The 21,859-nt window shown below is 61.0% G+C and carries 21 protein-coding genes; 15 read left to right on the forward strand and 6 right to left on the reverse strand.

Annotated elements, in window-relative coordinates; all coding sequences use genetic code 11:
• The coding region (locus VN623_RS05890) for an SOS response-associated peptidase (protein WP_325569091.1) at nt 1-446 on the reverse strand (446 nt) is incomplete at its 3' end.
• A gap of 109 nt (nt 447-555) precedes the next feature.
• Between VN623_RS05890 and VN623_RS05895 the strand changes: the two genes are divergently transcribed.
• Together VN623_RS05895 and VN623_RS05900 are read left to right on the forward strand one after the other, a co-directional pair.
• Nucleotides 556-954 carry a TIGR02301 family protein gene (locus tag VN623_RS05895; RefSeq protein ID WP_325569093.1) on the forward strand — a complete coding sequence of 133 codons (399 nt, stop codon included), beginning with the start codon at nt 556-558 and terminating at the stop codon, nt 952-954.
• 155 nt (nt 955-1,109) lie between these two features.
• The gene (locus tag VN623_RS05900; protein WP_325569094.1) at nt 1,110-1,355 is read left to right on the forward strand and encodes a hypothetical protein; all 246 of its coding nucleotides are present in this window, start codon (nt 1,110-1,112) and stop codon (nt 1,353-1,355) included.
• On the opposite strand, the gene VN623_RS05905 is transcribed toward VN623_RS05900, so the two are convergent.
• Nucleotides 1,356-2,015 carry a LysE family translocator gene (locus tag VN623_RS05905; RefSeq protein WP_325569095.1) on the reverse strand — a complete coding sequence of 220 codons (660 nt, stop codon included), beginning with the start codon at nt 2,013-2,015 and terminating at the stop codon, nt 1,356-1,358.
• Nucleotides 2,016-2,536: 521 nt separating this feature from the next.
• Between VN623_RS05905 and VN623_RS05910 the strand changes: the two genes are divergently transcribed.
• Nucleotides 2,537-3,286 carry a L,D-transpeptidase gene (locus tag VN623_RS05910; protein WP_325569097.1) on the forward strand — a complete coding sequence of 250 codons (750 nt, stop codon included), beginning with the start codon at nt 2,537-2,539 and terminating at the stop codon, nt 3,284-3,286.
• Nucleotides 3,287-3,329: 43 nt separating this feature from the next.
• On the opposite strand, the gene VN623_RS05915 is transcribed toward VN623_RS05910, so the two are convergent.
• Nucleotides 3,330-4,664 (reverse strand): dihydroorotase, encoded by a 1,335-nt coding sequence (locus VN623_RS05915; protein ID WP_325569099.1) that lies wholly within the window; start codon nt 4,662-4,664, stop codon nt 3,330-3,332.
• An 82-nt stretch (nt 4,665-4,746) separates the two neighbouring features.
• Between VN623_RS05915 and VN623_RS05920 the strand changes: the two genes are divergently transcribed.
• The 8 genes from VN623_RS05920 to VN623_RS05955 all read left to right on the forward strand — a co-directional run bounded on the left by VN623_RS05920 (nt 4,747) and on the right by VN623_RS05955 (nt 12,201).
• Entirely contained in the window at nt 4,747-5,661 is a 915-nt protein-coding gene (locus tag VN623_RS05920) for a folate-binding protein (protein ID WP_325569101.1), read from the forward strand.
• 6 nt (nt 5,662-5,667) lie between these two features.
• Entirely contained in the window at nt 5,668-6,285 is a 618-nt protein-coding gene (locus tag VN623_RS05925) for a DNA-3-methyladenine glycosylase I (protein ID WP_325569103.1), read from the forward strand.
• Between the two features lie 32 nt (nt 6,286-6,317).
• Nucleotides 6,318-6,884, forward strand: coding sequence for an HD domain-containing protein (locus VN623_RS05930; RefSeq protein ID WP_414653174.1), 567 nt, complete (start codon nt 6,318-6,320; stop codon nt 6,882-6,884).
• 109 nt (nt 6,885-6,993) lie between these two features.
• On the forward strand, nt 6,994-8,049 hold the full coding sequence (locus VN623_RS05935) for an NUDIX hydrolase (RefSeq protein WP_325569107.1): 1,056 nt from the start codon (nt 6,994-6,996) through the stop codon (nt 8,047-8,049).
• 188 nt (nt 8,050-8,237) lie between these two features.
• Nucleotides 8,238-9,314 carry a quinolinate synthase NadA gene (nadA, locus tag VN623_RS05940; protein ID WP_325569109.1) on the forward strand — a complete coding sequence of 359 codons (1,077 nt, stop codon included), beginning with the start codon at nt 8,238-8,240 and terminating at the stop codon, nt 9,312-9,314.
• A 29-nt stretch (nt 9,315-9,343) separates the two neighbouring features.
• Entirely contained in the window at nt 9,344-11,002 is a 1,659-nt protein-coding gene (locus VN623_RS05945; RefSeq protein ID WP_325569111.1) for an L-aspartate oxidase, read from the forward strand.
• 17 nt (nt 11,003-11,019) lie between these two features.
• Nucleotides 11,020-11,904 carry a carboxylating nicotinate-nucleotide diphosphorylase gene (gene nadC, locus VN623_RS05950; RefSeq protein WP_325569113.1) on the forward strand — a complete coding sequence of 295 codons (885 nt, stop codon included), beginning with the start codon at nt 11,020-11,022 and terminating at the stop codon, nt 11,902-11,904.
• A gap of 75 nt (nt 11,905-11,979) precedes the next feature.
• On the forward strand, nt 11,980-12,201 hold the full coding sequence (locus VN623_RS05955) for a hypothetical protein (protein WP_325569115.1): 222 nt from the start codon (nt 11,980-11,982) through the stop codon (nt 12,199-12,201).
• 9 nt (nt 12,202-12,210) lie between these two features.
• Here VN623_RS05955 and ppdK read toward each other — a convergent pair whose 3' ends face one another.
• A complete protein-coding gene (ppdK, locus tag VN623_RS05960; RefSeq protein ID WP_325569117.1) occupies nt 12,211-14,925 on the reverse strand; it encodes a pyruvate, phosphate dikinase in 2,715 nt (904 codons plus the stop codon).
• A 132-nt stretch (nt 14,926-15,057) separates the two neighbouring features.
• Between ppdK and VN623_RS05965 the strand changes: the two genes are divergently transcribed.
• Both VN623_RS05965 and VN623_RS05970 read left to right on the forward strand, forming a co-directional pair.
• Nucleotides 15,058-16,464, forward strand: a complete 1,407-nt coding sequence (locus VN623_RS05965) for a M20/M25/M40 family metallo-hydrolase (RefSeq protein ID WP_325569119.1) — start codon at nt 15,058-15,060, stop codon at nt 16,462-16,464.
• 65 nt (nt 16,465-16,529) lie between these two features.
• The gene (locus VN623_RS05970; protein ID WP_325569121.1) at nt 16,530-17,450 is read left to right on the forward strand and encodes a ribonuclease T2 family protein; all 921 of its coding nucleotides are present in this window, start codon (nt 16,530-16,532) and stop codon (nt 17,448-17,450) included.
• Nucleotides 17,451-17,468: 18 nt separating this feature from the next.
• On the opposite strand, the gene VN623_RS05975 is transcribed toward VN623_RS05970, so the two are convergent.
• Nucleotides 17,469-18,224: a hypothetical protein gene (locus VN623_RS05975; protein ID WP_325569123.1), complete on the reverse strand. Its 756-nt coding sequence runs from the start codon at nt 18,222-18,224 to the stop codon at nt 17,469-17,471.
• A gap of 183 nt (nt 18,225-18,407) precedes the next feature.
• Nucleotides 18,408-19,166: a TorF family putative porin gene (locus VN623_RS05980; RefSeq protein ID WP_325569125.1), complete on the reverse strand. Its 759-nt coding sequence runs from the start codon at nt 19,164-19,166 to the stop codon at nt 18,408-18,410.
• 354 nt (nt 19,167-19,520) lie between these two features.
• Here VN623_RS05980 and VN623_RS05985 point away from each other — a divergent pair, with 354 nt between their 5' ends.
• Both VN623_RS05985 and VN623_RS05990 read left to right on the forward strand, forming a co-directional pair.
• The gene (locus VN623_RS05985) at nt 19,521-20,264 is read left to right on the forward strand and encodes an SDR family oxidoreductase (protein WP_325569127.1); all 744 of its coding nucleotides are present in this window, start codon (nt 19,521-19,523) and stop codon (nt 20,262-20,264) included.
• 212 nt (nt 20,265-20,476) lie between these two features.
• Nucleotides 20,477-21,856: a glucosaminidase domain-containing protein gene (locus tag VN623_RS05990; protein ID WP_325569129.1), complete on the forward strand. Its 1,380-nt coding sequence runs from the start codon at nt 20,477-20,479 to the stop codon at nt 21,854-21,856.
• Nucleotides 21,857-21,859 lie beyond the last annotated feature (3 nt).

Here is a 21,859-nt window from a genome sequence, read left to right on the forward strand (position 1 = left end):
GTCAGGATCGCCATCGTCTCGATCTCGCTGCCATCGGCACCGAGCCAGACTTCCGAAATCCCGGCGAAAGCGAAAAGCTCGGTATCCTTGAGGCCGATGAAGTGCGGCCGCTTAGCGCCGCGTGCGCCCGTCCACTCGTAAAATCCGCTGGCCGGAACAAGGCACCGGCGATGGCGCAGACCGCCGCGGAACGATGGCTTGTCGATCGCCGTCTCGGCGCGGGCGTTGATCAGCGTCGCGAACGAGCGCGGGTCCTTGACCCACGACGGGATCAGGCCCCAGCGCACCAGTCGCAACTGGCGCGCGCCTTTCGGATCGAGACGAGCGATAAGAACAGGCTGCGTCGGCGCGATGTTGTAGCGCGGCGGAAACTCGTCCACGGCCGCGCAATCGAACAGCCGGCGAACTGCTTCGGGCGGGGATGTGAGGCTATAGCGTGAGCACACGGCGAGACCTAATGATCAATGGACCGATTTAATATAAGCGATGGCCGTGGCTCCGCCCAGAATCTGCTTTAAGTGCCCCGCAATGGAAATGTCAGCCGCAAAACCTGAAATGCGCACGCGACGCCGATGGCTGCGGGCGTCGATGATCGCGATCGCGACGGCCACGCTCGTCATTGCAAACGGTACCGCAGCGATCGCAGCAGCGGATAAAAAGCCCTACGATGATAAACTGTTGCGGCTCTCCGAGATTTTGGGGGCGGTGCACTACCTGCGCGAACTCTGCGGAGCCAACGAAGGTCAGTACTGGCGCGACCGCATGCATGATCTGATGGAGGCCGAAGGATCGAGCGCACTGCGGCGCGCCAACCTGACACGGGCTTTCAACCAGGGTTATCGCAGCTACAGTCGCACGTATAACACCTGCAGCCCATCGGCCCAGACCGCGATCACGCGATTTCTCTCGGAAGGTTCCGAACTGTCGGAAGGCTTGCTCAAAGCTTTCCCTTGACCACGTGCCCGGCCACAAGCTTAACGCGGGACGCACGTGGCGACGTTGGGTTTACTGTGAATTGTGGCAGCTACGACCTATCGCGCAAGCTCATGCTAGTTCACAACGTTCAGGGGGGCGCACCGGTTGTGCGCGAGATACAGGTTTAAATTGTTATGCAGTGTTTTGAAGACATCGATACGAAGAACCCAACTCTAAAGGCGCTCGATCTCATTCTGGCGGCTTGGGACGAAGGTGTTGACACCGGCGTCGCTCCACAGCAGATGGCTTATGCCGCGCTTTTCACGGCATTGACGGACCTTGTGGCAATCTACGGCGAGAATGCCGTCATTCATCTGACGCGGGGGTTGGAAAAGCGCGTTGTCGAAGGTGAGTTCACGCTCACTCGCCGCGACCAGTGATCAAAAACGCCCAGCCTTCCAGATCACTTCAGCAATTAGCACGGCTCCAAAGAGTCCGAGCAGAAATCCCGCGATCCGATTGATGGCGTGCAATCTGCGCATATCGATCTGATGGCGATAGCGTCCGATCAGGTTCGACAGCGTAATCCACCACAGCATACTGCCGGCGACGATCGCAGCGACCATCAGCAGCACATCGATTGTCGAATGAACTTCGACAAACGTACTGATGCCGCCGAAGACGGCAATCAATCCGAGTACGGCGCCGGGATTGGTGACCGTCAAAAAGAATGTCTGCGGAATGTCCCAGGCAAAGTCCCTGAGGCGAGCTGTGGCTTCGGCTTCCCCTGCCATCTTCAGCCGGGGAGGACTGAAGTAGAGCCGCAGACCGAACACAATCAGCGCTACGCCGCCGCACAACTGAATGATCGCGCGGTGCGTCTGCACGGCGCCCGAGAGAGTGCCGACGCTTAGGCCCGCACAGAGAGCGATCAAACCGTCGCCCATAACCGAGCCGATACTTGCGGCTATGCCGCCCCAGAAGCCGCGCTCGATGGCGCGCTGAATACACAGCACGTTGACCGGTCCAACGGGCGCCGCAATGAGAATGCCGGCGATCAGTCCGATCGGAATGATGAGCGGATTCGGAATATAGGTCATCAAGGCGGGATGTGCTCAGTATTGGAGAGTGATGTCACGCGCGCGAGACGACAGTTCTTCATTTTTCCACATTTACGCGTAGCCGGGAGACGCAACGGTGATGAGGCAGTCCCCCGCGGCAAATTCAAAAGGCCAAGACGACGCCGGAAAATGGCATTTGCTGAGCGAGTCCCCATCCCCGTACTGGTAGTTGCGGCCTAGTCGCTTGTCCATGTCTTGCAACCGACACCGGCCAACACCACGCAGTTGGTGATTACCAGGGGATTTAGTGGAGCTGGGCGAACCAATCTCACCCGCTCCGGGGTTCTGGCTACTTGGCAAAACCGACGCCGGCAGGCGGCCTCAGCGGCGGCCTCATTACTATCAAAAAATAGTTAACGCTCCGACTGAACAGACTAATCCAGCGGAACATTGCTGCGGAGGTGGAGACGCATGTCAGCCAATTGCCGCAGAGGGGTGTCGGCAACATGAGATCCGCGGTATTCCGCTCCCGTCTTATGTGAGTGGCGAGGGTTAGTCCGATGAAAAATGTGTGCGTTCTAGCAGCTGTGATTACGAGCTTCGCAATTGCAGCGCCGGCCCAGGCGTTTCACCCGGCTGACGAAACATACGGTTACGTGCCTCCGAAAAAACTGCAGCGCGCGCAGCGCGCCAACGCTGCTCCGCAGCCTCTCTTCGGCATGGGCTGGGACTGGGGCCGGCCGCAGGATCGGTCGGACAATTCGGATAACGCGCCAGGCAACCAGCGATCGCCGTCATCGCTGACCGGCGGAGGTCAACCGCATATCGCCGCCGTGGCACCGCCGAAAGTGTCGTTTCCGAACAGCTACGGCGCCGGCTCAATCGTCATTGATACCGCCGGACGCCGCCTCTACTACGTCCTCTCTTCGTCGACGGCCTACCGCTACCCAATTGCTGTCGGCAAGCAGGGTTTTGCGTGGACCGGCACGGAAAAAATCTCGAAAAAGGTAGCGTGGCCGGAATGGCGGCCCCCGGTTGAAATGCGCGCCCGCAAGCCAGGACTACCCGAACATATGGCCGGCGGCATTCGCAATCCGCTCGGCGCCATGGCGCTCTATCTCGGCAATACGCTCTATCGCATCCACGGCACCAACGACGTCAAGTCGATCGGGACCGCGGCATCGTCAGGCTGCATCCGCATGACCAACGGCAACGTGATGCACCTTTCAAGCATCGCCGGTGTCGGCACCACGGTGCATGTTCTGAGACGCTTGCCTGCAGGTACGGCGCGAACCGCGCAAGCGGATTAGCTGACTGAGGCGGCCTAGCTTAGCTGGTCGCGTTCAATCAGCGTCAGCGCGCGAATCCTTCGAGAAAGCCAACGGGCTCGCCATGTGCGGGCCCGTTGATTTCGCCCTCCCACATGACCTTTCGACCGCGGACGAAAGTCCCGATCGGCCAGCCGGTTACTTCCACACCGTCGTAGGGGGTCCAGCCGCAGCGACTCTCAATCCACTTGTTCGAGATCGTCACCTTGCGTTTGAGATCGACGATCGTCAGATCGGCATCGTAGCCGACCGCCAGACGGCCCTTGTTTCTGATGCCGAACAGGCGTTGCGGCCCGTGACTCGTCAAATCGACGAAGCGCTGCAGCGATAGCCGGCCGGCATTCACGTGATCGAGCATGGTCGGCACCAGCGTCTGCACGCCCGTCATGCCCGAATGTGTCTCCGGATAAATGCGATCCTTCTCCTCGCGCGTGTGCGGAGCGTGATCGGAACCCAGTACGTCGACGACGCCCGACGCGAGCGCTGCCCAGATCGCCGCGCGGTGCCGGGCGTCGCGGACCGGCGGGTTCATTTGGGCATAAGCGCCAAGACGCTCGTAGCAACCGGGGCCTTCGAGCGTCAGATGATGCGGCGTGACTTCGACCGTCGCGTAGGCTTTGTGATCTGCCAGAAACGCCATCTCGTCGGCCGTCGAGACGTGCAGCACGTGAACGCGCTTGCCGTGCTTTTCGGCGAGCCCGACGAGCCGCTTCGTTGCGATCAGCGCGGCTTCGGGGTCGCGCCATTCAGGATGCGAGGATGGATCGCCTTTGCGGCGCAGGTGCATGCGCGATCTAAGCCGCGCTTCATCCTCGGCATGAAACGAGGCTCGGCGGCAAATCTTGGCAATGATGCCGTCGAGCGTCGCCTCGTCATCGACCAGGAGATCGCCGGTCGAGGAACCCATGAAGACCTTGATACCCGCCGCCGACTCGAGCTTTTCGAGTTTCGGAATGTCGGCAACATTGTCGCGCGTGCCGCCGACAAAAAAGGCGAAATCGCAGAACATGCGATGCCGGGCGCGGTGCACTTTATCGGCCAACGTCTCGGCGGAAGTGGTCAAGGGCTTCGTGTTCGGCATTTCGAAAACGGCAGTGACGCCGCCCGCAACCGCAGAGCGGCTGCCGGTTTCGAGATCTTCCTTGTGCTCCAGGCCCGGCTCGCGGAAATGCACCTGCGTGTCGATGACGCCGGGCAGGATGTGCAAGCCCCTGGCATCGATCGTCTCTGCAGCTTTTGCCGCTCCGAGCGCGCCGATTGCGGCTATACGCCCGCCCGAAACCGCGATATCGCGGACGCCTTCGCCATCATGATTGACGACCGTTGCGCCCCGCAACACGACGTCGAATGTCTCGGCCATTTGGCGCCGCTCCTTGCACTTGCCTTCGGCAAGATCCCCGCATACGTAACTCTCACCCCGTTTGCAATCGAAGCGAGACCAGATGTCCGCCGCCAACATAGCGCGACTTACCGACCGTGGCGTCGTGAGCGTGACAGGCCGCGACAGCGAAAAGCTGCTGCAGGGGCTCATCACCAACGATCTGGAGCATGTCGCTGCGGAGTCGGCGCCCTACCCGGCGCTTCATGCGGCGCTGCTTTCGCCGCAGGGCAAAATCCTGTTCGACTTTTTCGTCGTCCAGGTCGCCGACGGCTATCTGCTCGACGTCGACCGCGCCAAAGCCGCCGAACTGGTGAAACGGTTATCGATGTACAAACTCCGGGCCGAGGCCGCAATTGCCGACGTGTCGTCCCGCTACACGATTTTCGCGGTCTGGGGCGATGGCACCGCTGCGCATGCCGAAGGTCACGTCGGCATCCATTTCGCCGATCCTCGTCATCCTCACTTCGGCTTCCGCCTCTTGGCCGAAGATCAGACAAACGTTGCGCCCGAACTGCGCGACACCGAAGCGTCGCATCATGCCTACGACGCCGAGCGAGTCAGGCTCGGCGTCCCCGAAGGCGGCAAGGACTACGCATTCGGCGACGCCTATCCGCACGAGGCAAACTTCGACCTGTTGCACGGCGTGTCCTTCACGAAGGGCTGCTACGTCGGACAGGAAGTCGTGGCGCGGATGCAGAACAAGACGGTCGTGAGAAAACGCGTCGTGAAAGTTTCGGCGCACGGGCCTCTAACGTCAGGCGCCGACGTGTTGCTGGGCGAAGCTGCAATTGGATGTATCGGAACGGTCGATGGCAACACTGCGCTCGCCATGATGCGTCTGGACCGAGCCCTCGAAGCGGAGCAGAAAGGCCAAAAGCTCACCGCGGGCGACATCATCGTGACGCCGGATGCCGACGCTCTCTCGCGCTATCTCGCCACGGCCGCAGCCCGGCCCGCGTCAGCGCTCCATACGTGAGCTCCCATGAAAATCACCAAGGAAATCGAACGTTGTCCGTGGGCTGGCGCTGCCGACACGGAGTACGCGCGTTACCACGACGAGGAGTGGGGCGTGCCGATGACGGACGACCGCGCTCTTTTCGAAAAGCTCGTCCTTGAAGGATTCCAGGCCGGGCTTTCGTGGCTGACGATCCTGAGGAAACGCGAAAATTTTCGCAAAGCGTTTCATAATTTTGATGCCACTCGGATGGCGCGCTTTACCGAGCGCGACATCGCTCGACTGATGAATGACGCCGGCATCATCCGCAACCGCGCCAAGATCGAAGCAACGATTTCGAACGCCAAGGCCTATCTGGCGTTATCTGAGCGCATTGCGTTCTCTCAATATGTTTGGGGATTTATCGAAGGCCGCCCGATCATCAATAAGCTGACATCGTTGAAGGGCGTCCCGGCAGAGACGGACATATCGAAACGGATCAGCAAGGCGCTGAAAGCGGATGGCTTCCGCTTCGTCGGATCGACGACGCTTTATGCGTTCATGCAGTCGACCGGCATGGTCAACGACCACATCGTCTCGTGCTTTCGCCACGATGCGTGCGCGAAACTTCAAAAGAAGCTCAAGGTCGCGGGCCTCGGCGCATGACTGGCGACAACGCTCCGAGAGCTTGGCAGCGCATGCTATCAGGCCGCCGTCTCGATCTCCTCTCTCCGCAACCCGAAGACATCGAGATCGAAGACATTGCCCACGGCTTGGCGCGGGTCGCGCGCTGGAACGGGCAGACGATCGGCGAGCACGCGTTTTCCGTGGCGCAGCACAGCCTGATCGTCACCGATATTCTCGCCGCGATCGAACCGGGCTTCGGATCGAAGCAACTTTGCGCCGGGCTGCTGCACGACGCGGCGGAATATGTGATCGGTGATCTGATCAGTCCATTCAAAGCCGCTATCGGACTTGACTATAAGGCTTTCGAGCACAGGCTACTCGAAGCCATCCACCGCCGCTTCTGCCTCGGCGAAATCGACGCCGCGGTCAAAAACGAGATCAAGCGTGCCGACAGAATCGCGGCTTATTACGAAGCGACGCGACTCGCGGGCTTCGCGGAAGCGGAGGCAGAGCTCTTTTTCGGAAGGCCCGCAGTGCCGGAAATCCTCGACCGTGAACTTGCTGAACTTAGACCAATCTCGACGAGCGACGCCCAGTCACGATTTCTTTCAAGATTTCAACGTCTGTCGCGGCGCTGACAATTCGGCGATTTTGGGGCACTTCCCCAGTTATAGTTGCAGCGCGCATTCTGAAAATCGCCATGATCACCCACTAGCTCGCCTCATGGGGAGCACGGGGAAGACATCGATGAATATGGAACTTTCTGGTCGGAGAAAACCGTCGCTCGAAAAATTTCAGCGCACTCCAGACAACGAGCCGATCGAACACTCATCCGTCGGTATAGGGCTCAATGCGGCGATCGTAGCTGTCGCCGATAACGAACCCGTCGCTCTTGTGGTCCGTGGCGAAGCGGACAGCATCGGCGCGACGGACATTCTGCCGTTCGGTCCTTTTAATCCGCGTGAGCATCGTACTCTTGAAGGCGGCCTTCGGGCTTGGGTTCACGATCAAACCGGTCTGGACCTCGGTTACGCAGAGCAGCTCTACACATTTGCGGATCGCGGGCGCCATGCCGAGCACGCCGAGGCGGCACCGCACGTCGTCTCCATCGGCTATCTCGCACTGACGCAAGCGGTGGGCCACCACGGCCTTACCAACGGCGTCTGGCGCAGCTGGTATCAGTACTTCCCTTGGGAAGACTGGCGGCGTGGACGGCCCGAAATCATCGCCCGCGATATCGAGCCGCGGCTCAAATCCTGGGCGGAGAAATCGTCGCCTCAGTCAGTGGCACAAGGGCCGATTGCCCGCGCCGATCGGGCTCGCATTTGCTTCGGCTTCGACGGCATGCCGTGGGACGAGGAGAAGGTGCTGGAGCGTTTCGAACTTCTCTACGAAGCGGGCCTTGCAGATGAAGCCGCCCGCGAGGGCCGCAACGCCGCACGCGAATGGACGGAACGTCCGAAGCTCGGCTTGGCAATGCAGTCCGATCATCGCCGCATCCTCGCAACGGCCATCAGCCGTACGCGTTCCAAGATCAAATATCGCCCGGTCGTCTTCGAACTGATGCCGGACGAATTCACGCTGTACGAACTGCAGAAAACGGTCGAGGCCATTCTCGGGCCGCATCTGCACAAGCAGAATTTCCGCAGGCTCGTTGAAGGCGCAGGTCTCGTTGAACCGACGGGCGACGTGAAAACGCGCACTGGCGGCAGGCCGGCGAAACTCTTCCGCTTCCGGCGGGAAGTTTTGCTGGAACGTCCGGCGCCGGGCGTACGCGTCTCGGCACCGCCTAGCCGTCTCTAGTCGAGGACACGCGACAGCCGGACACCGGAACCGCGCCACTGGAATTTCGTTCTCAACTACATTATCTTGACACGTGTTCGGGGATGCTCATTCAGAGCATTTCCGAGCACGTTCTACGGCCGATGCTGCCGGCGCGTTTTACGCTCCTAATATGCTCGTTGCGAGCATAAACTAAGGAAGTGAAATCGATGGGTTCTACGGTTGCTACAGCCACGAGATTGGCTCCCGCCAAATCTTTTGGCCTGACCGATCCGAAGCCTGGAACGGCACTACCGTTTTCCTGGTCGCCTGCGCTGAAGCTCGAAATGGCGCCGCTCTACGAGCGCGTGAAGCACGTCATCACTCCGATGGAGTGGCCACACTACGCGCCGCTGATTAAGTCGATCAATGCGCTGAAGGCCGAGCGCAAGGCCGTTATCCTGGCGCACAATTACATGACGCCGGAAATTTTTCACTGCGTCGCCGATTTCCGCGGCGACTCGCTGCAGCTTGCGAAAGAGGCGGCTCGCACGAGCGCCAAGGTCATCGTTCAGGCCGGCGTGCACTTCATGGCCGAAACCTCGAAGCTGCTGTCGCCCGAGAAGACCGTCCTCATTCCCGATCTGCGTGCCGGCTGCTCCCTCGCCTCATCGATCACCGCCGACGACGTGAAGATGCTGCGCGAAGCTTACCCGGGCGTTCCGATCGTCACCTATGTCAACACGTCCGCAGCGGTCAAAGCGGAATGCGATATCACGTGCACGTCGTCGAATGCGGTCAAGGTCGTCGAAAGCCTCGGCGCGCCACGCGTGCTGTGCATACCGGATCAGTATTTGGCGAAGTGGGTCCAGTCGCAGACGAAGGTCGAGGTCATCGCCTGGAAGGGCGCCTGCGAAGTGCACGAACGCTTCACCGGCGAAGAGCTCGAACGCATGCGTGCCGACGAGCCCGGCCTCAAGATCATCGCGCACCCCGAGTGCCCGCCCGACGTCATCGCGGCCGCCGACTTCACCGGCTCGACGTCCGGCATGATCCAGTGGGTCAAAGACAAGCAGCCGGCGAAAGTGATGCTGGTTACCGAATGCTCGATGGCCTCCAACGTCGCGGTCGAAGTTCCTAACGTCGAGTTCATTCGTCCATGCAATCTCTGCCCGCATATGAAACGCATCAGTCTCGAGAACATCTACGAGAGCCTCGTGCACTTGCGCTATGAAGTGACGGTCGATCCGGCCGTTGCCGAGCGTGCGCGCCGCGCCGTCGAGCGCATGGTCAAGCTAACCAACTAGCTTTTGAAGGCCGCTCCGGAGACAATCCTATGGGCACACGAACCAAGCACCCCGCCGCGCAAAAATTCGCCGCCTTCGAAGGCCAGCCGGGTGCCGGCGACATCGTGATCATCGGTGCCGGTCTTGCCGGGCTGTTCACGGCTCTGAAACTGGCGCCGCTGCCGGTTACGGTCATCGCCGCGGCACCGCTCGGTGAAGGCGCGTCGAGCATGTGGGCACAAGGCGGCATTGCCGCTGCTGTTGGCGAAGGTGACAGCACGGCGAAGCACGCTGCCGATACGATCGAGGCCGGCGGCGGCATCGTCGATGAGGAGGTTGCCCGTCTCGTTGCCGACGAAGGACCGGATCGCATTCGCGATTTGCTGAGCTATGGCGTGCCGTTCGACCGCGATCTCGAAGGCCATTACGTCCTGTCGAAAGAAGCCGCACATTCTGAAAAGCGGGTCGTGCGCGTCTCGGGCGACAAGGCGGGTGCGGCCATCATGCAGGCCCTCATCGCCGCCGTACGTGCGACGCCGTCGATCCGGCTTCTCGAAGGCTACGAAGCCGACGATCTCATTGCCAAGAATGGCCGCGTCGAAGGCGTGCGGCTGATCCGTCCGTCCGCACCCGGCAATGGCAGCTACGCGTTCGTTCCCGCTTCGGCCGTCGTGCTGGCGACGGGCGGCGTCGGCGCGTTGTTCGCGCTCACCACCAATCCGTCGTACGCAAAGGGCGAAGCCTTGGCTATGGCGGCTCGCGCCGGTGCGGTGATCGCCGACCCCGAATTCGTGCAGTTTCATCCGACGGCCATCGATGCGGGAATCGATCCCGCGCCGCTCGCGACCGAAGCATTGCGCGGCGAAGGGGCGACGCTCGTCAATTCGAATGGCGAACGCTTCGTGACGGCAATCGATCCGCGCGGCGAACTTGCGCCCCGGGATGTCGTGGCACGCGCCGTATACGCCGAACTCAACGCCGGCCGCGGCGTCTACCTCGATTGCCGCGAGGCGATAGGTTCGAATTTCCAGAGGGAATTTCCGACTGTCTGGGGCCATTGCCGAAAAGCCGGCATCGACCCATCGACCGAACTCATCCCCATCGCGCCGGCCGAGCACTATCACATGGGCGGGATCGCCACCGACGCGCGCGGGCGAACCAGCCTCGCCGGGCTTTGGGCCGTCGGCGAAGTCGCGTCGACGGGCTTGCACGGCGCCAACCGGCTTGCATCGAATTCACTTCTCGAAGCTGTGGTATTCGGGGCGCGCGTCGCGTCGGACATCGTTCGATATCTTCCTACTGATCGCGTCGGACATTTCGTGCAGCCACGACGCATCGTTGGAACGCGCGCCGCCGATCCTGCCTCCCGGCGCGAAGCCCTGGAACAGCTGCGCGCCATCATGACGAAACACGTCGGCGTCGCACGTTCGGCGAAAGGTCTGAGGTTAGCACTTGCCGCCCTCAAAGCGCTCGACGCGGAGGCCGCAACCGACTCGGTTCTCTCAAATATGATTCTGACGGCGCGCCTCATCGCTGCCGCGGCGCTAATGCGGAAGGAAAGCCGAGGCGGCCATTACCGCGTCGACTACCCGACGGCCAATCCCGCACTTCAACGGCGCACCTTCATCACGCTCGACGATCTCAATGCTCTTGATCAGCCGCCACGTTCCGCAAGCGGTGTCGCGGCGCTCGCCGGATGCGGCTCATGACGGCGACGCGGACTCGAATGCCGCCGCCTGCACCGCCGCCTCAATATCTCGTCGATGCCGCGGTTCGCGCCGCTCTCGACGAAGACCTGGGAATAGCCGGCGATATCACGACGCAGGCGACGGTGGCGCCCGGCACGCGCGCCGAAGCTGCGATTGCTGCCCGCAGGCCGGGCGTGGTTGCAGGCTTAGGCTTGGCGGAAGCGGCTTTTCGTGCGCTCGATCCGAACGTCGTTTTCGCGATCGAAACCGAGGATGGCGAGGCTGTCTCTGCGGGCGGCATCATCGCGCGCATCTCGGGTGATGCCCGCGCCGTTCTTTCAGCCGAGCGCGTCGCTCTCAATTTTCTTGGCCGCTTGTCGGGCATTGCGACGCTGACGCGCCGTTACGTCGACGCGATCGCCGGCACGAACGCAAAGATCGTCGATACGCGAAAGACGACGCCGGGGCTCAGAGCCTTCGAGAAGTATGCCGTGCGTTGCGGCGGCGGGCACAACCACCGCGTCGGCCTTTTTGATGCGGTGATGATCAAGGACAATCACATTGTCGCGGCGGGCGGCATCACGGCCGCCGTCAGGTCGGCGAGGGCCGCTGCCGGACACATGACCAAAATCGAGGTCGAGGTCGATACGCTTGAGCAGCTGCAAGTTGCGTTGCGGGAAAATATCGACTGCATCCTCCTCGACAACATGAAGCCTGCTGCGTTGGCTGACGCGGTAAAAATCGTGGCGGGACGCTGTCTTACCGAAGCTTCCGGGGGGGTCAACCTGGACACCGTTCGGGATATCGCGGCGAGTGGCGTCGATCTGATTTCAGTCGGCGCGCTGACGCATTCGGCGTCCGTTCTCGATCTCGGACTGGACTTTGCGGCGGCGGCGACAAGGTCAAAAGCCATTCAAGCTTGATTTTGCCATAGTCGATGCGCATCTGCTTTAACGCACGACGCGCCTCGGCGGCGTCAACATGAGGGGTCACGACCAATGGAATGGATCGTCGTTTGGGGATTGATCGCCATATCGGCCTCGGTACTCGCGGCCATTCTGGCGGGCATCAAAAATCGCGAATATTCCTACTGGGTGGCTTGGAGCTTTCTCGTGCCGCCGCTCGTTCTTTGGCTCCTGTTTCTCCCAAAGAATAAAGGCCCGCGCCCGCGGCAGCCGCGCCTCGACGATATCGATCGCCGCGAAAACGGTCCGCTCTAGGACGCCCTTCTAAGCAGGTTGAACGGCCTTGCGCTGCCGCCGCCGGATGGTCGCCTGCGCTGCCGCTAGCCGCGCGATCGGCACGCGATACGGCGAACATGAGACGTAGTCGAGATCGACGTCTTCGAAAAACCCGATCGACTTCGGATCACCACCGTGCTCGCCGCAGATGCCGGTCTTGAGGCTGGGTTTGGCACCACGGCCGCGCACAACGCCGATCTTCACCAATTCTCCGACGCCTGACTGGTCGATCGACACGAACGGATCAATCGAGACGACTTCCTTTTCAATATAATTCGCGAGGATCGGCGCGGCATCGTCGCGCGACAGGCCGAGCGTCGTCTGTGTGAGATCGTTGGTACCGAACGAGAAGAAGTCGGCGCCCTTTGGTCCCGCCGCGATATCGGCGGCACGCAGCGCCGCTCTCGGAAGCTCTATCATCGTGCCGACATCGAACGGGATGGTGACGCCCGTCTCCGCCTCAACGGCCTTCGCGGTATCGACGATGACGGTGCGCAGAATGTCGAATTCGCGGCGGTACGCGATGAATGGGATCATCACCTCGGGCCGGACAGCATTTCCAGTTTTGCGCTGCGCGTTGACTGCGGCTTCGAAGATGGCGCGCGCCTGCATGCGCGTGATCTCCGGAAACTTGATGCCGAGCCGGCAGCCGCGGAAACCCAGCATCGGATTGAATTCCTCAAGCTCGGCGACGCGGGCCTTGAGGTGCATCAGATCGACGCCGACGGCGGCTGCGACTTGCGCTGCTTCGCGATCCTCGTGGGGAAGAAATTCGTGCAGTGGCGGATCGAGCAGACGGATCGTCACCGGCAATCCTGCCATGATCTCGAAGAGTTCTTCGAAATCGGCGCGCTGCACCGGCAGCAGCTTGTCCAGCGCCCGCTGCCGACCCTCCTCGTCTTCGGCGCAGATCATTTCGCGCACAGCCAGAATGCGGCCTTCCTCGAAAAACATGTGCTCGGTCCGGCAAAGTCCGATGCCCTCGGCGCCGAAACGCCGAGCCTGGCGCGCGTCGCGCGGTGTGTCGGCGTTTGTGCGAACTTTCATGCGGCGGACGCCGTCCGCCCATTCCATGACGGTTGCAAACGTCCCCGAGAGCTGGGGGGGAAGCATTTTCGCCTTGCCCGCATAGACGCATCCCGTGCTGCCATCGATCGTGATGATGTCGCCGGATTTGAAGGTGCGTATGCCGGCGCGCATCACCCCTGTATTGGCATCGATCCTGAGCGTTCCGGCGCCAGAGACGCACGGCCGGCCCATGCCGCGCGCCACGACGGCCGCGTGACTGGTCATGCCGCCGCGCGCAGTGAGGATGCCAACGGCCGAGTGCATGCCTTGTACATCCTCGGGGCTCGTTTCGGAGCGGACGAGAATGACGTCCCTGCCTTTGGCCTTAAGTGCTTCCGCCATCTCGGAATGAAATGCGATCTCGCCCGACGCGGCTCCAGGCGAGGCGGGCAATCCCTTGGCGATCAGATCATGCTCGGCCGCCGGATCGATCGCGGGATGCAACAACTGATCGAGCTGCGTCGGCTCGACCCGCAGGATCGCCTCTTCCCGGCTTATCAGCCCCTCGCTCGCGAGGTCGATGGCAATTCTCAGCGCGGCATCGGTCGTGCGCTTGCCGGCTCGCGTCTGCAGGATCCAAAGCTTGCCGAGTTGAACAGTGAATTCGACGTCCTGCATGTCGCGATAATGATGTTCGAGCCGATCGAAAATTTGTTTCAGCTCTGCGAACGCTTCCGGCATGGCGAGTTCGAGTGAAGCTTCAGGTGCCGTGCCGGCGTTTTTCCTCGTCAACGGCTGCGGCGTGCGAATTCCGGCAACCACGTCTTCGCCCTGGGCGTTCGGCAAATACTCGCCGAAAATCTCGCGCTCGCCCGTTGAAGGATTGCGGGTGAAGGCAACGCCGGTCGCGGAATTGTCTCCGAGGTTTCCGAAGACCATTGCCTGCACGGTGACGGCCGTGCCCCAGTCGTCCGGAATGTCGTGCAACCGGCGATAAGTTTCGGCGCGCGGGTTGTGCCAGGAATCGAATACCGCCGCGATGGCGCCCCAGAGCTGCTCGCTGGTGTCCTGCGGAAATGGCGCGCCGTACTCGCGCTCGATCGCGGCTTTGTAATCGGCGATAATTTCGCGCCACGCCTCTTCGTCGAGGTCGGTATCGGCGGCAAATCCGTTGAGGTTCTTGAAATTCTCGAGAATGTCCTCGAACGCGCCGTGATCGACGCCCAGAACGACATCGCCGTACATTTGAATAAAACGGCGATAACTGTCGAACGCGAAGCGCGGATCGCCCGTGAGCTCAGCCAGTCCTTCGACGGTCCTGTCGTTGAGCCCGAGATTAAGGATGGTGTCCATCATGCCGGGCATCGAGGCACGCGAACCGGACCGGACGGAAACCAGAAGCGGCCGCTTCTCGTCTCCAAAACGGGCGGAGACGGTCTCCCCAATCACGGCGAGTGCCTGCATCACATCGCTTCGCAAGGCATCGGGCAATTTGTTTCCGGCAGCGAAGAACGCCTCGCAAACATCCGTCGTGATCGTGAATCCGGGGGGCACGGGAAGGCCAAGCGTCGCCATCTCCGCGAGATTGGCGCCTTTGCCGCCAAGAAGCTCAGACATGTCGGCGCCGCCCTCGGCATTGCCGGGGACGAAGGCGTAAACCCATTTCCTTTTGCTGTCAGTGTCTGGCTGTGCCATCAGACCTCCGGTGCGGTCTTCATGATGACCATGATGTGCTTCAGGGAGACGTGCCATAGCAGTTGAGGCTCGCCATTCCTAGGTTTGTCCCAGCTCTCGCTTCGCCTGCAACAGTGTGGGAAGTCTATCACGATGAGCGTCCTCGAAACCGTTCTTGATACTCTCGGCAAATCTAAATCCGCAGGACTCGACCGTCTGTTCGAGCTTTTGCGTATTGACAGCGTCTCGACCGATCCAGCGTACAAGGCAAGTTGCCTTACCGCCGCCCAGTGGTGCGCAGCGACATTAAAAGACATCGGTTTCGCCGAGGCCAAGGTTGTGCCGACAAGCGGCCACCCGATGGTCGTCGCGCATGATCGCGCGGATCGCATCGCTGGTATGCCGCACGTGCTGTTCTATGGGCACTACGACGTGCAACCGGCCGACCCCATCGAGCTTTGGAAAACTCCGCCTTTCGAGCCGCGCATCACCAGCGAGAGCCCAAACGGCGACGTGATCGTGGCGCGCGGAGCCGAAGACAACAAGGGTCAGCTGATGACCTTCTTCGAGGCGGCCCGGGCGTGGAAGACCGTCGCTGGCCAACTGCCGATCGCGGTCTCAGTCTTGATCGAAGGCGAGGAAGAGTGCGGTTCGCCGTCGCTGCCGGGCTTTCTCGCCGCGCACGGCGATGAACTCAAAGCCGATCTCGTTCTCGTCTGCGACACCGGCCAGTGGGACAAGGATACGCCTGCCATCACGACGATGCTGCGCGGCCTCGCCGGTGATGAACTCGTGATCAGCGGACCCGACCGCGATCTCCATTCCGGCATCTATGGCGGACCGGTGACGAACCCAATTCGGGCGCTCGCGAAAGTCATGGCGGCGCTCCACGATGACAGCGGCCGTGTCGCCGTACCGGGCTTCTATGACGGCGTCAGAGATCCGACGCCGGAGCAGTTGGCGCAGTGGCAATCGCTTGGGCTCAGAGGCGACGCATTCCTCGGCGCCGTCTGCCTCAAGACAGCAGCAGGCGAAGCGGGCCGCTCGATCATCGAACAGCTCTGGTCGCGCCCGACGCTCGAATTCAACGGCGTCACCGGCGGCTATCAGGGCGTCGGCTCGAAGACCGTCATACCGGCGAAGGCATCGGTGAAGATCACGTGCCGGCTCGTTCCCGGACAGGACCCCGACGACGTGATGCGCGCGCTTCACGACTACGTCGCGGCAATCCTGCCGCCGGATTGCAAAGCAACGTGGCTCGGCCATCATCGTGGCTCCGGCGCCATCATGTTCGACACCACAGATGTGTCCATGCAGGCCGCCGCCAAGGCGCTCGAAGACGAGTGGGGCAAACCTGCCGTGCTGATGGGATGCGGCGCGTCGATCCCGATTGTCTCCTCATTCCGCGATGCGCTCGGGATGGACAGCCTGCTGATTGGCTTCGGCCTCGAAGACGACCGCATCCACTCGCCGAATGAAAAGTACAACGTGCGAAGCTTTGAGAAGGGGGCGCGGAGTTGGGTCAGAATTCTGGCGGCACTGGCCAAGCCAACGACCTAGCCACATAGACGCGACCCGCCCGCCATGACGCAGCTCCCTGATATCCAACGACCGAGACGACGCAAATGCTCAAGCCACATCTTCTTTGGACCATCCTGGTGTTTGCGATTTTGGGCGGCTTGATCGCGCATTTCGGTGCGCAACAGAATTGGTCCTGGCGGAACACCAACACGCCAGCCAACAAGACTCCAAGCTCAAACGCGAACGACAACACAACCAATCGTTACGATAACGACAATGGTGGCGCTTATAGCGACACGAACAACTACCGGAACGACGGTCAACGCAATGTCGCCGGACAGTTCGACTATTACGTACTCGTACTCTCTTGGAGCCCGACCTATTGCGCCGAGAAAGGCGATAGCGACAGGATGCAGTGCAACCGCAGCGACGGTCGCCGCTATTCGTTTATTCTGCACGGACTTTGGCCGCAGTATGAGCGCGGCTATCCGTCGGACTGCCAATTGCCGCGCCGGCCGTTCGTGCCGGAGCCCGTGATCGATAGCATGCTCGACATCATGCCGAGCCGCGGGCTCGTCATCCACGAATACCGCGCGCACGGAACCTGCTCGGGGCTCGACCCGGAGCGATATTTTTCAACCGCGCACCGGTTGTTTGAAGGCATCAAGATACCGGAACGGTTTCGCAATCCGCTTCAATCGCAGACCCTATCGCCGTTGGACGTTCGCAACGAATTTCTTCGCGCCAATCCAGCGTTCCGCGACGACATGGTGGCCGTCGTCTGCGGGGGAAGAGGCGGCCAGCTCAAGGAAGTCCGCTTCTGCTTGTCGAAAGACGGCAAGCCGCGCGCTTGCGGCAACAACGAAAACCAACGCAAGCTTTGCTCCGCGGATCAGGTTTCTGTTCCGCCGGCACGCTCCACGGCACGAGACGACGCATCGCGGGGAGCCTCACAGTCATTCGAACGAAATCAGAATTCGCCGCTTCCAGGACCGCGCATGGACGACAGCTATCGCGCCCACTGACTGCGGCTTGACACGCCTTCAGGCGACGCGTCGCTGTCTCTCGGCCCGCCAACTTTGTGGCGCACGACCAATCCAACCGACGCCGGCATCGGTATTTAGTTTGCCGATCGACACCGGATTGATGCTCCAGGCTCCAGCAACGCTCAAGACGTGAAGCTCGGTTGGATGGAGATCGAGCGCGCCGCCGATGTCTCCTTGGCGGCCTCTGATGCCGCGCAGTTCGATAAACGAGAGGCCAAGCTTTCGTTCGTCCGGCGTCAGCTCGCCTCTCTCCCAGACGATGCCCGCCTCGCCGATGGCGCAAGCCCGCAATTCGCGGCCCTTCGCCCACCACGCCCAAGCGTAGAAATCGATGATCGGAAATGTCGCGAAATACTGCACGTCCGAGAAGGCGGTCGCGAGGTGCTGCAGCAACGGCGACATCTTATCGATGAATGCCCCCCCGGCCGGCAGCGGCAGCGAAACGCCAGCTACGATCGTCCATCCTTTGATGGGTGGCGAAACAAAAACGTAATCGTCGGAGAGCTCGGAATCGTAGACCGCGCCGAGGCCAGAATTCCAATTTGCATGGTGCAGGTCCGTCAACTCCAGATATCGCACGAGCCGGTGCGTATCGCGGGTCTTGATGGCCAGCCACGATATTCCGCATCCGAACGAACGCGGCTCGTCGGGGGCGTCGTCGAGCAGAATCCGGCGCGGCAGCAGTCGCGGCGCCAGCCGGAAGGCGGCGATCAGAGTTGTAATAACGACAAGGGTGATGACGGACGGAAGCACGATGTGGGTCGCTCAAGCCAAGGGGGCCGATCGAATTTGTCGTGAGTTGCCCCGCTTCGCAAGCAGGTGCTTGTCGGAGATTGGTGACAAATCATCCGGCCAATAGGCGTGTTGTAGCGACGCATAAAAAGACCGGAGTCCAATGGACCCCGGCCAAATTAAGACGGGACTATAGAATCGGGACTAGGGAAGCGTCACGCCAGCCGAGAACACGAAGCGGGAGTCCGACAGAGTGTTGTCGATATTCGTATCCCAGTAGCGGAAATCCATGAAGTACTTATCGACCGCCAACTTCAGGCCGGCGTTCCAGTAGGTGTAATCCTTTTCGCCCAAGAAGGCGCCGAGCGGAAAGTCACTGGTTCTGGTACTCGTCGAATAACCAACCAATCCGCTGAGCGACGGCGTAAAGACCGTGGCTCCAGCTGAGAAGTTGGGCAACGTATAAGAGACGGTGCCCTCGATCGTTTCGGTCTCAGGATATGTGATGCCCTGATCTGGCGTCACGTAGCCCGTAGCGCCTATTGTCAAGTTGGTCATCGGAGTCGCCGAAGCCCCAACCTTGAATTCTACGTAGTCCAGATCCCCGGCGATGCTCGAGTCTGGATAAGTATAATATATTACACCGATGTCCCAGCTTACGGGGCCCGTGACAGGTCTTATGCCGGCGACGATGTCCAACTCGAACGGGTTGGCCGGGGCTGCGACGTTAGAACCCCAGAAGCCGACGTAGCCGATGCCGTACGTGAATTCGAGGTATGGCTGGAATGCCGGATCTTGATCGTTCAACGAAATACCGCGGAAGATGTAGTCACTTGTTGCCGACATAGTCAGCGAGTACCCAAACTTCGGGGCCTCGTCGTCAGCGAGCACAGCAGTGGACATCGCCAGCGAAGCGATCGCCGCCCCGCTTGCTGCGCACAGGAACCCTCGGATCTTCGACATAATTGAAATCCCCAAAACCACTCGCAGTTCACCGCCCAAGCGTTTTCTGCGATTCTCGCCACCCTGAGCTGATGAGAACTTTTTCGGGACGTGCAAACAAGTGCTTGTACGCCTGTGGCATCCACTTCACGGCGTCCTGTTACCGTCGGGCAACGTTGCCGGGATAAGAAGCCTGGATCTTGCGAGTTTGACTTTGAAATGAGCAGGAATTGATCCCGAGGGTGAGACGCAACAGGAGCATTTGATAGAAACTCGGGCACGGCAACAGCGTCGCTCTGAAGTGCGGCATGGTAAGTTCGGCCCGTTTCGGGTGTACGCACCGCCGATACGACCTCAATCCCACGACCAGGTCCCATGAACCGAATCACTTCGACAGCTAAAACGGTACTGATCACCGGTGCGGCGCGCCGCATCGGCCGCGCCATCGCGCTCGATCTGGCCAAGGCAGGCTGGAGCGTCGCCATCCACTACCGTAAGTCCTTGGTTGAGGCCGAGGAATTGGCCCACGACATCGCCAGTCGCGGCGGCAGGGCCAATATCTTTCCGGCAGACCTTGCCGACAACGATGCGTTGTCTCGCCTCGTCACCGATGTCGCCCGCGAACTCGGGCCTCTAACTGCGCTGGTCAACAACGCTTCGGAATTTCTTCCCGACACGCTTCAAAGCCTGACGGCATCGACGTGGGATATGCACTTGAGCATCAATCTCAAGGCGCCGGTATTCCTGTCGCAAGCCATGGCGCTGCAATTGCCTGAGGCCGCAGAAGGCAACATCATCAACATTCTCGACCAACGCGTCTGGAACCTGACGCCAGAATTTTTCTCTTACACAATCTCCAAAGCCGGCCTGTGGACCGCGACGCGCACGCTAGCGCAAGCGCTGGCTCCGCGTGTGCGCGTCAATGCGGTCGCGCCAGGCCCCGTGCTGCGAAGCATCCATCAGACGGAAGAAGAGTTTGAACACGAAACGCGATCGACGTTGCTCGGGCTCGGCGCATCAACGGACGAAATCGCCAATGCGGTACGATACATTCTCGCGACGCCATCACTGACCGGACAGATGATTGCGCTCGACGGCGGACAGCACCTCACGCGATGAGCGAGGTGGCATTTGCAACCGCTGTCCTCAACGTGAGTTTCCTGCCCCAATCAAACCCTTAGCCGCTCTCAATACCGCCCAAATGCTTGGCCACGGTGCAGACTGACTCACGGGGGGTCAGAAGAAAGACTTTCTTAACGTTAAGCGCCTAGAAACCTTAATGGTTCTGTTGGGCGCTCTTCTGGGGGTGCCGCGTCGCTATGGGTGGATCCATGATTTGCCGCGTTCGGGTGCCGTTGGCGCTCGCGATCGCAGCAGCCGCTTCCTTGGCTGCCGTTTCTCTGCCGGCTTCGGCCGCAAACCTTCCGCAAGTGGAACTCAGCGCGTCCAACAAGGTGCCCGTCTGCACGACGCCGGGCCGCTTGATGGCCTTCCTGGAATCGCGCAACCCCAATCTAGACGCGCGTTTCGCGACGATCGCCGCCGACTACATGCGGCTTGGCGAAAAGTATAATATTCGCTGGGATATCGCGTTCTTCCAGATGATGCTCGAGACGGGCAACCTCAAATTCGGGGGTGATGTCGCGTCGACACAAAATAACTTCGCGGGTCTCGGCGCCACCGGCAAGCATGTTCCCGGCGAGAGCTTCCCCGACATCGAAACGGGCGTCAAAGCCCACCTTCAGCACCTTCTCCTTTACGCCGGCGAGCACCTCGACAATCCCGTCGCGGAACGCACGCGCAAGGTGCAGGAATGGGGCGTCCTCACAGACTGGCAAAAGACGCTGAAAGGCCCGGTCGATTACGCTCAGCTTGCCAAGCAGTGGGCGCCGACGTCACGCCGCTATGCACGCGATATCGCGGGCCTCGCCGATACATTCTACGGCAGCCCGTGCAAAGGTGCCGATCCGCATCCGGAGTTGCTGGCGCTCGCCAAGCCGGAGCTTGCGACGGCAAAATCCAAAACTCCGGTGAAGGTCGCGGCCGCGACCGCGGCCGAGGAAACTGCTGCTGACGTCTCCTCAGACGCGGCAGCGGCGAAACTTTCGGGTGCCGATCTGGCGCGCCGCGCCGTTGATGAAGCCCGCCGATCCGGATCGTTTGTTCGATCGAGCCTCGGTGCGGAGTCGCTGCTCCCTGCACAAAATGCTCCCACGGTCGCCGTCGGCGAACCGGCGCCGGCAGATAAGGCTCCGGCCGCGGTCAAGATTATCAACGCCGCCCTGCCGGAGGCTGAGGTGCCCGCAAATGCTTCTGTTGAAGCAGACACGCGCGGCCCTGCCGACGCAGCGCCCGTCGAGCCGCCGAAGAAAAGCTTAGGCAAAAAGGTTCAGACCGCGGCCCTCGGCGCCGGAACCAAGTCGGTCATTTCGTCCAGCATAACGTCGAAGTCGTTGATCACGCCGCCTTCGGGTCCACGGCCGACGTGCAAAGTTTGGACGGCGAGCTACGGCGGCGGCCATTCGGTCATCATCAGAGCCCGCGCCGATCAGCAGGACAATTATACGGTTCTCGACGTCAACGAGGGCTCGGAAAAGCGCGAAGCGGAGGCCTACATCTCCGCCTATGCCAAGGGCGGCAAGACCGTCGGCGAGTTCGCAAACCCATCGCAGGCACTCGATAAGGCCTTCGAACTCTGCCCGGATGGCTGAGTG

This window comes from Hyphomicrobium sp. (assembly GCF_035572195.1).
Lineage (GTDB): Bacteria > Pseudomonadota > Alphaproteobacteria > Rhizobiales > Hyphomicrobiaceae > Hyphomicrobium_B.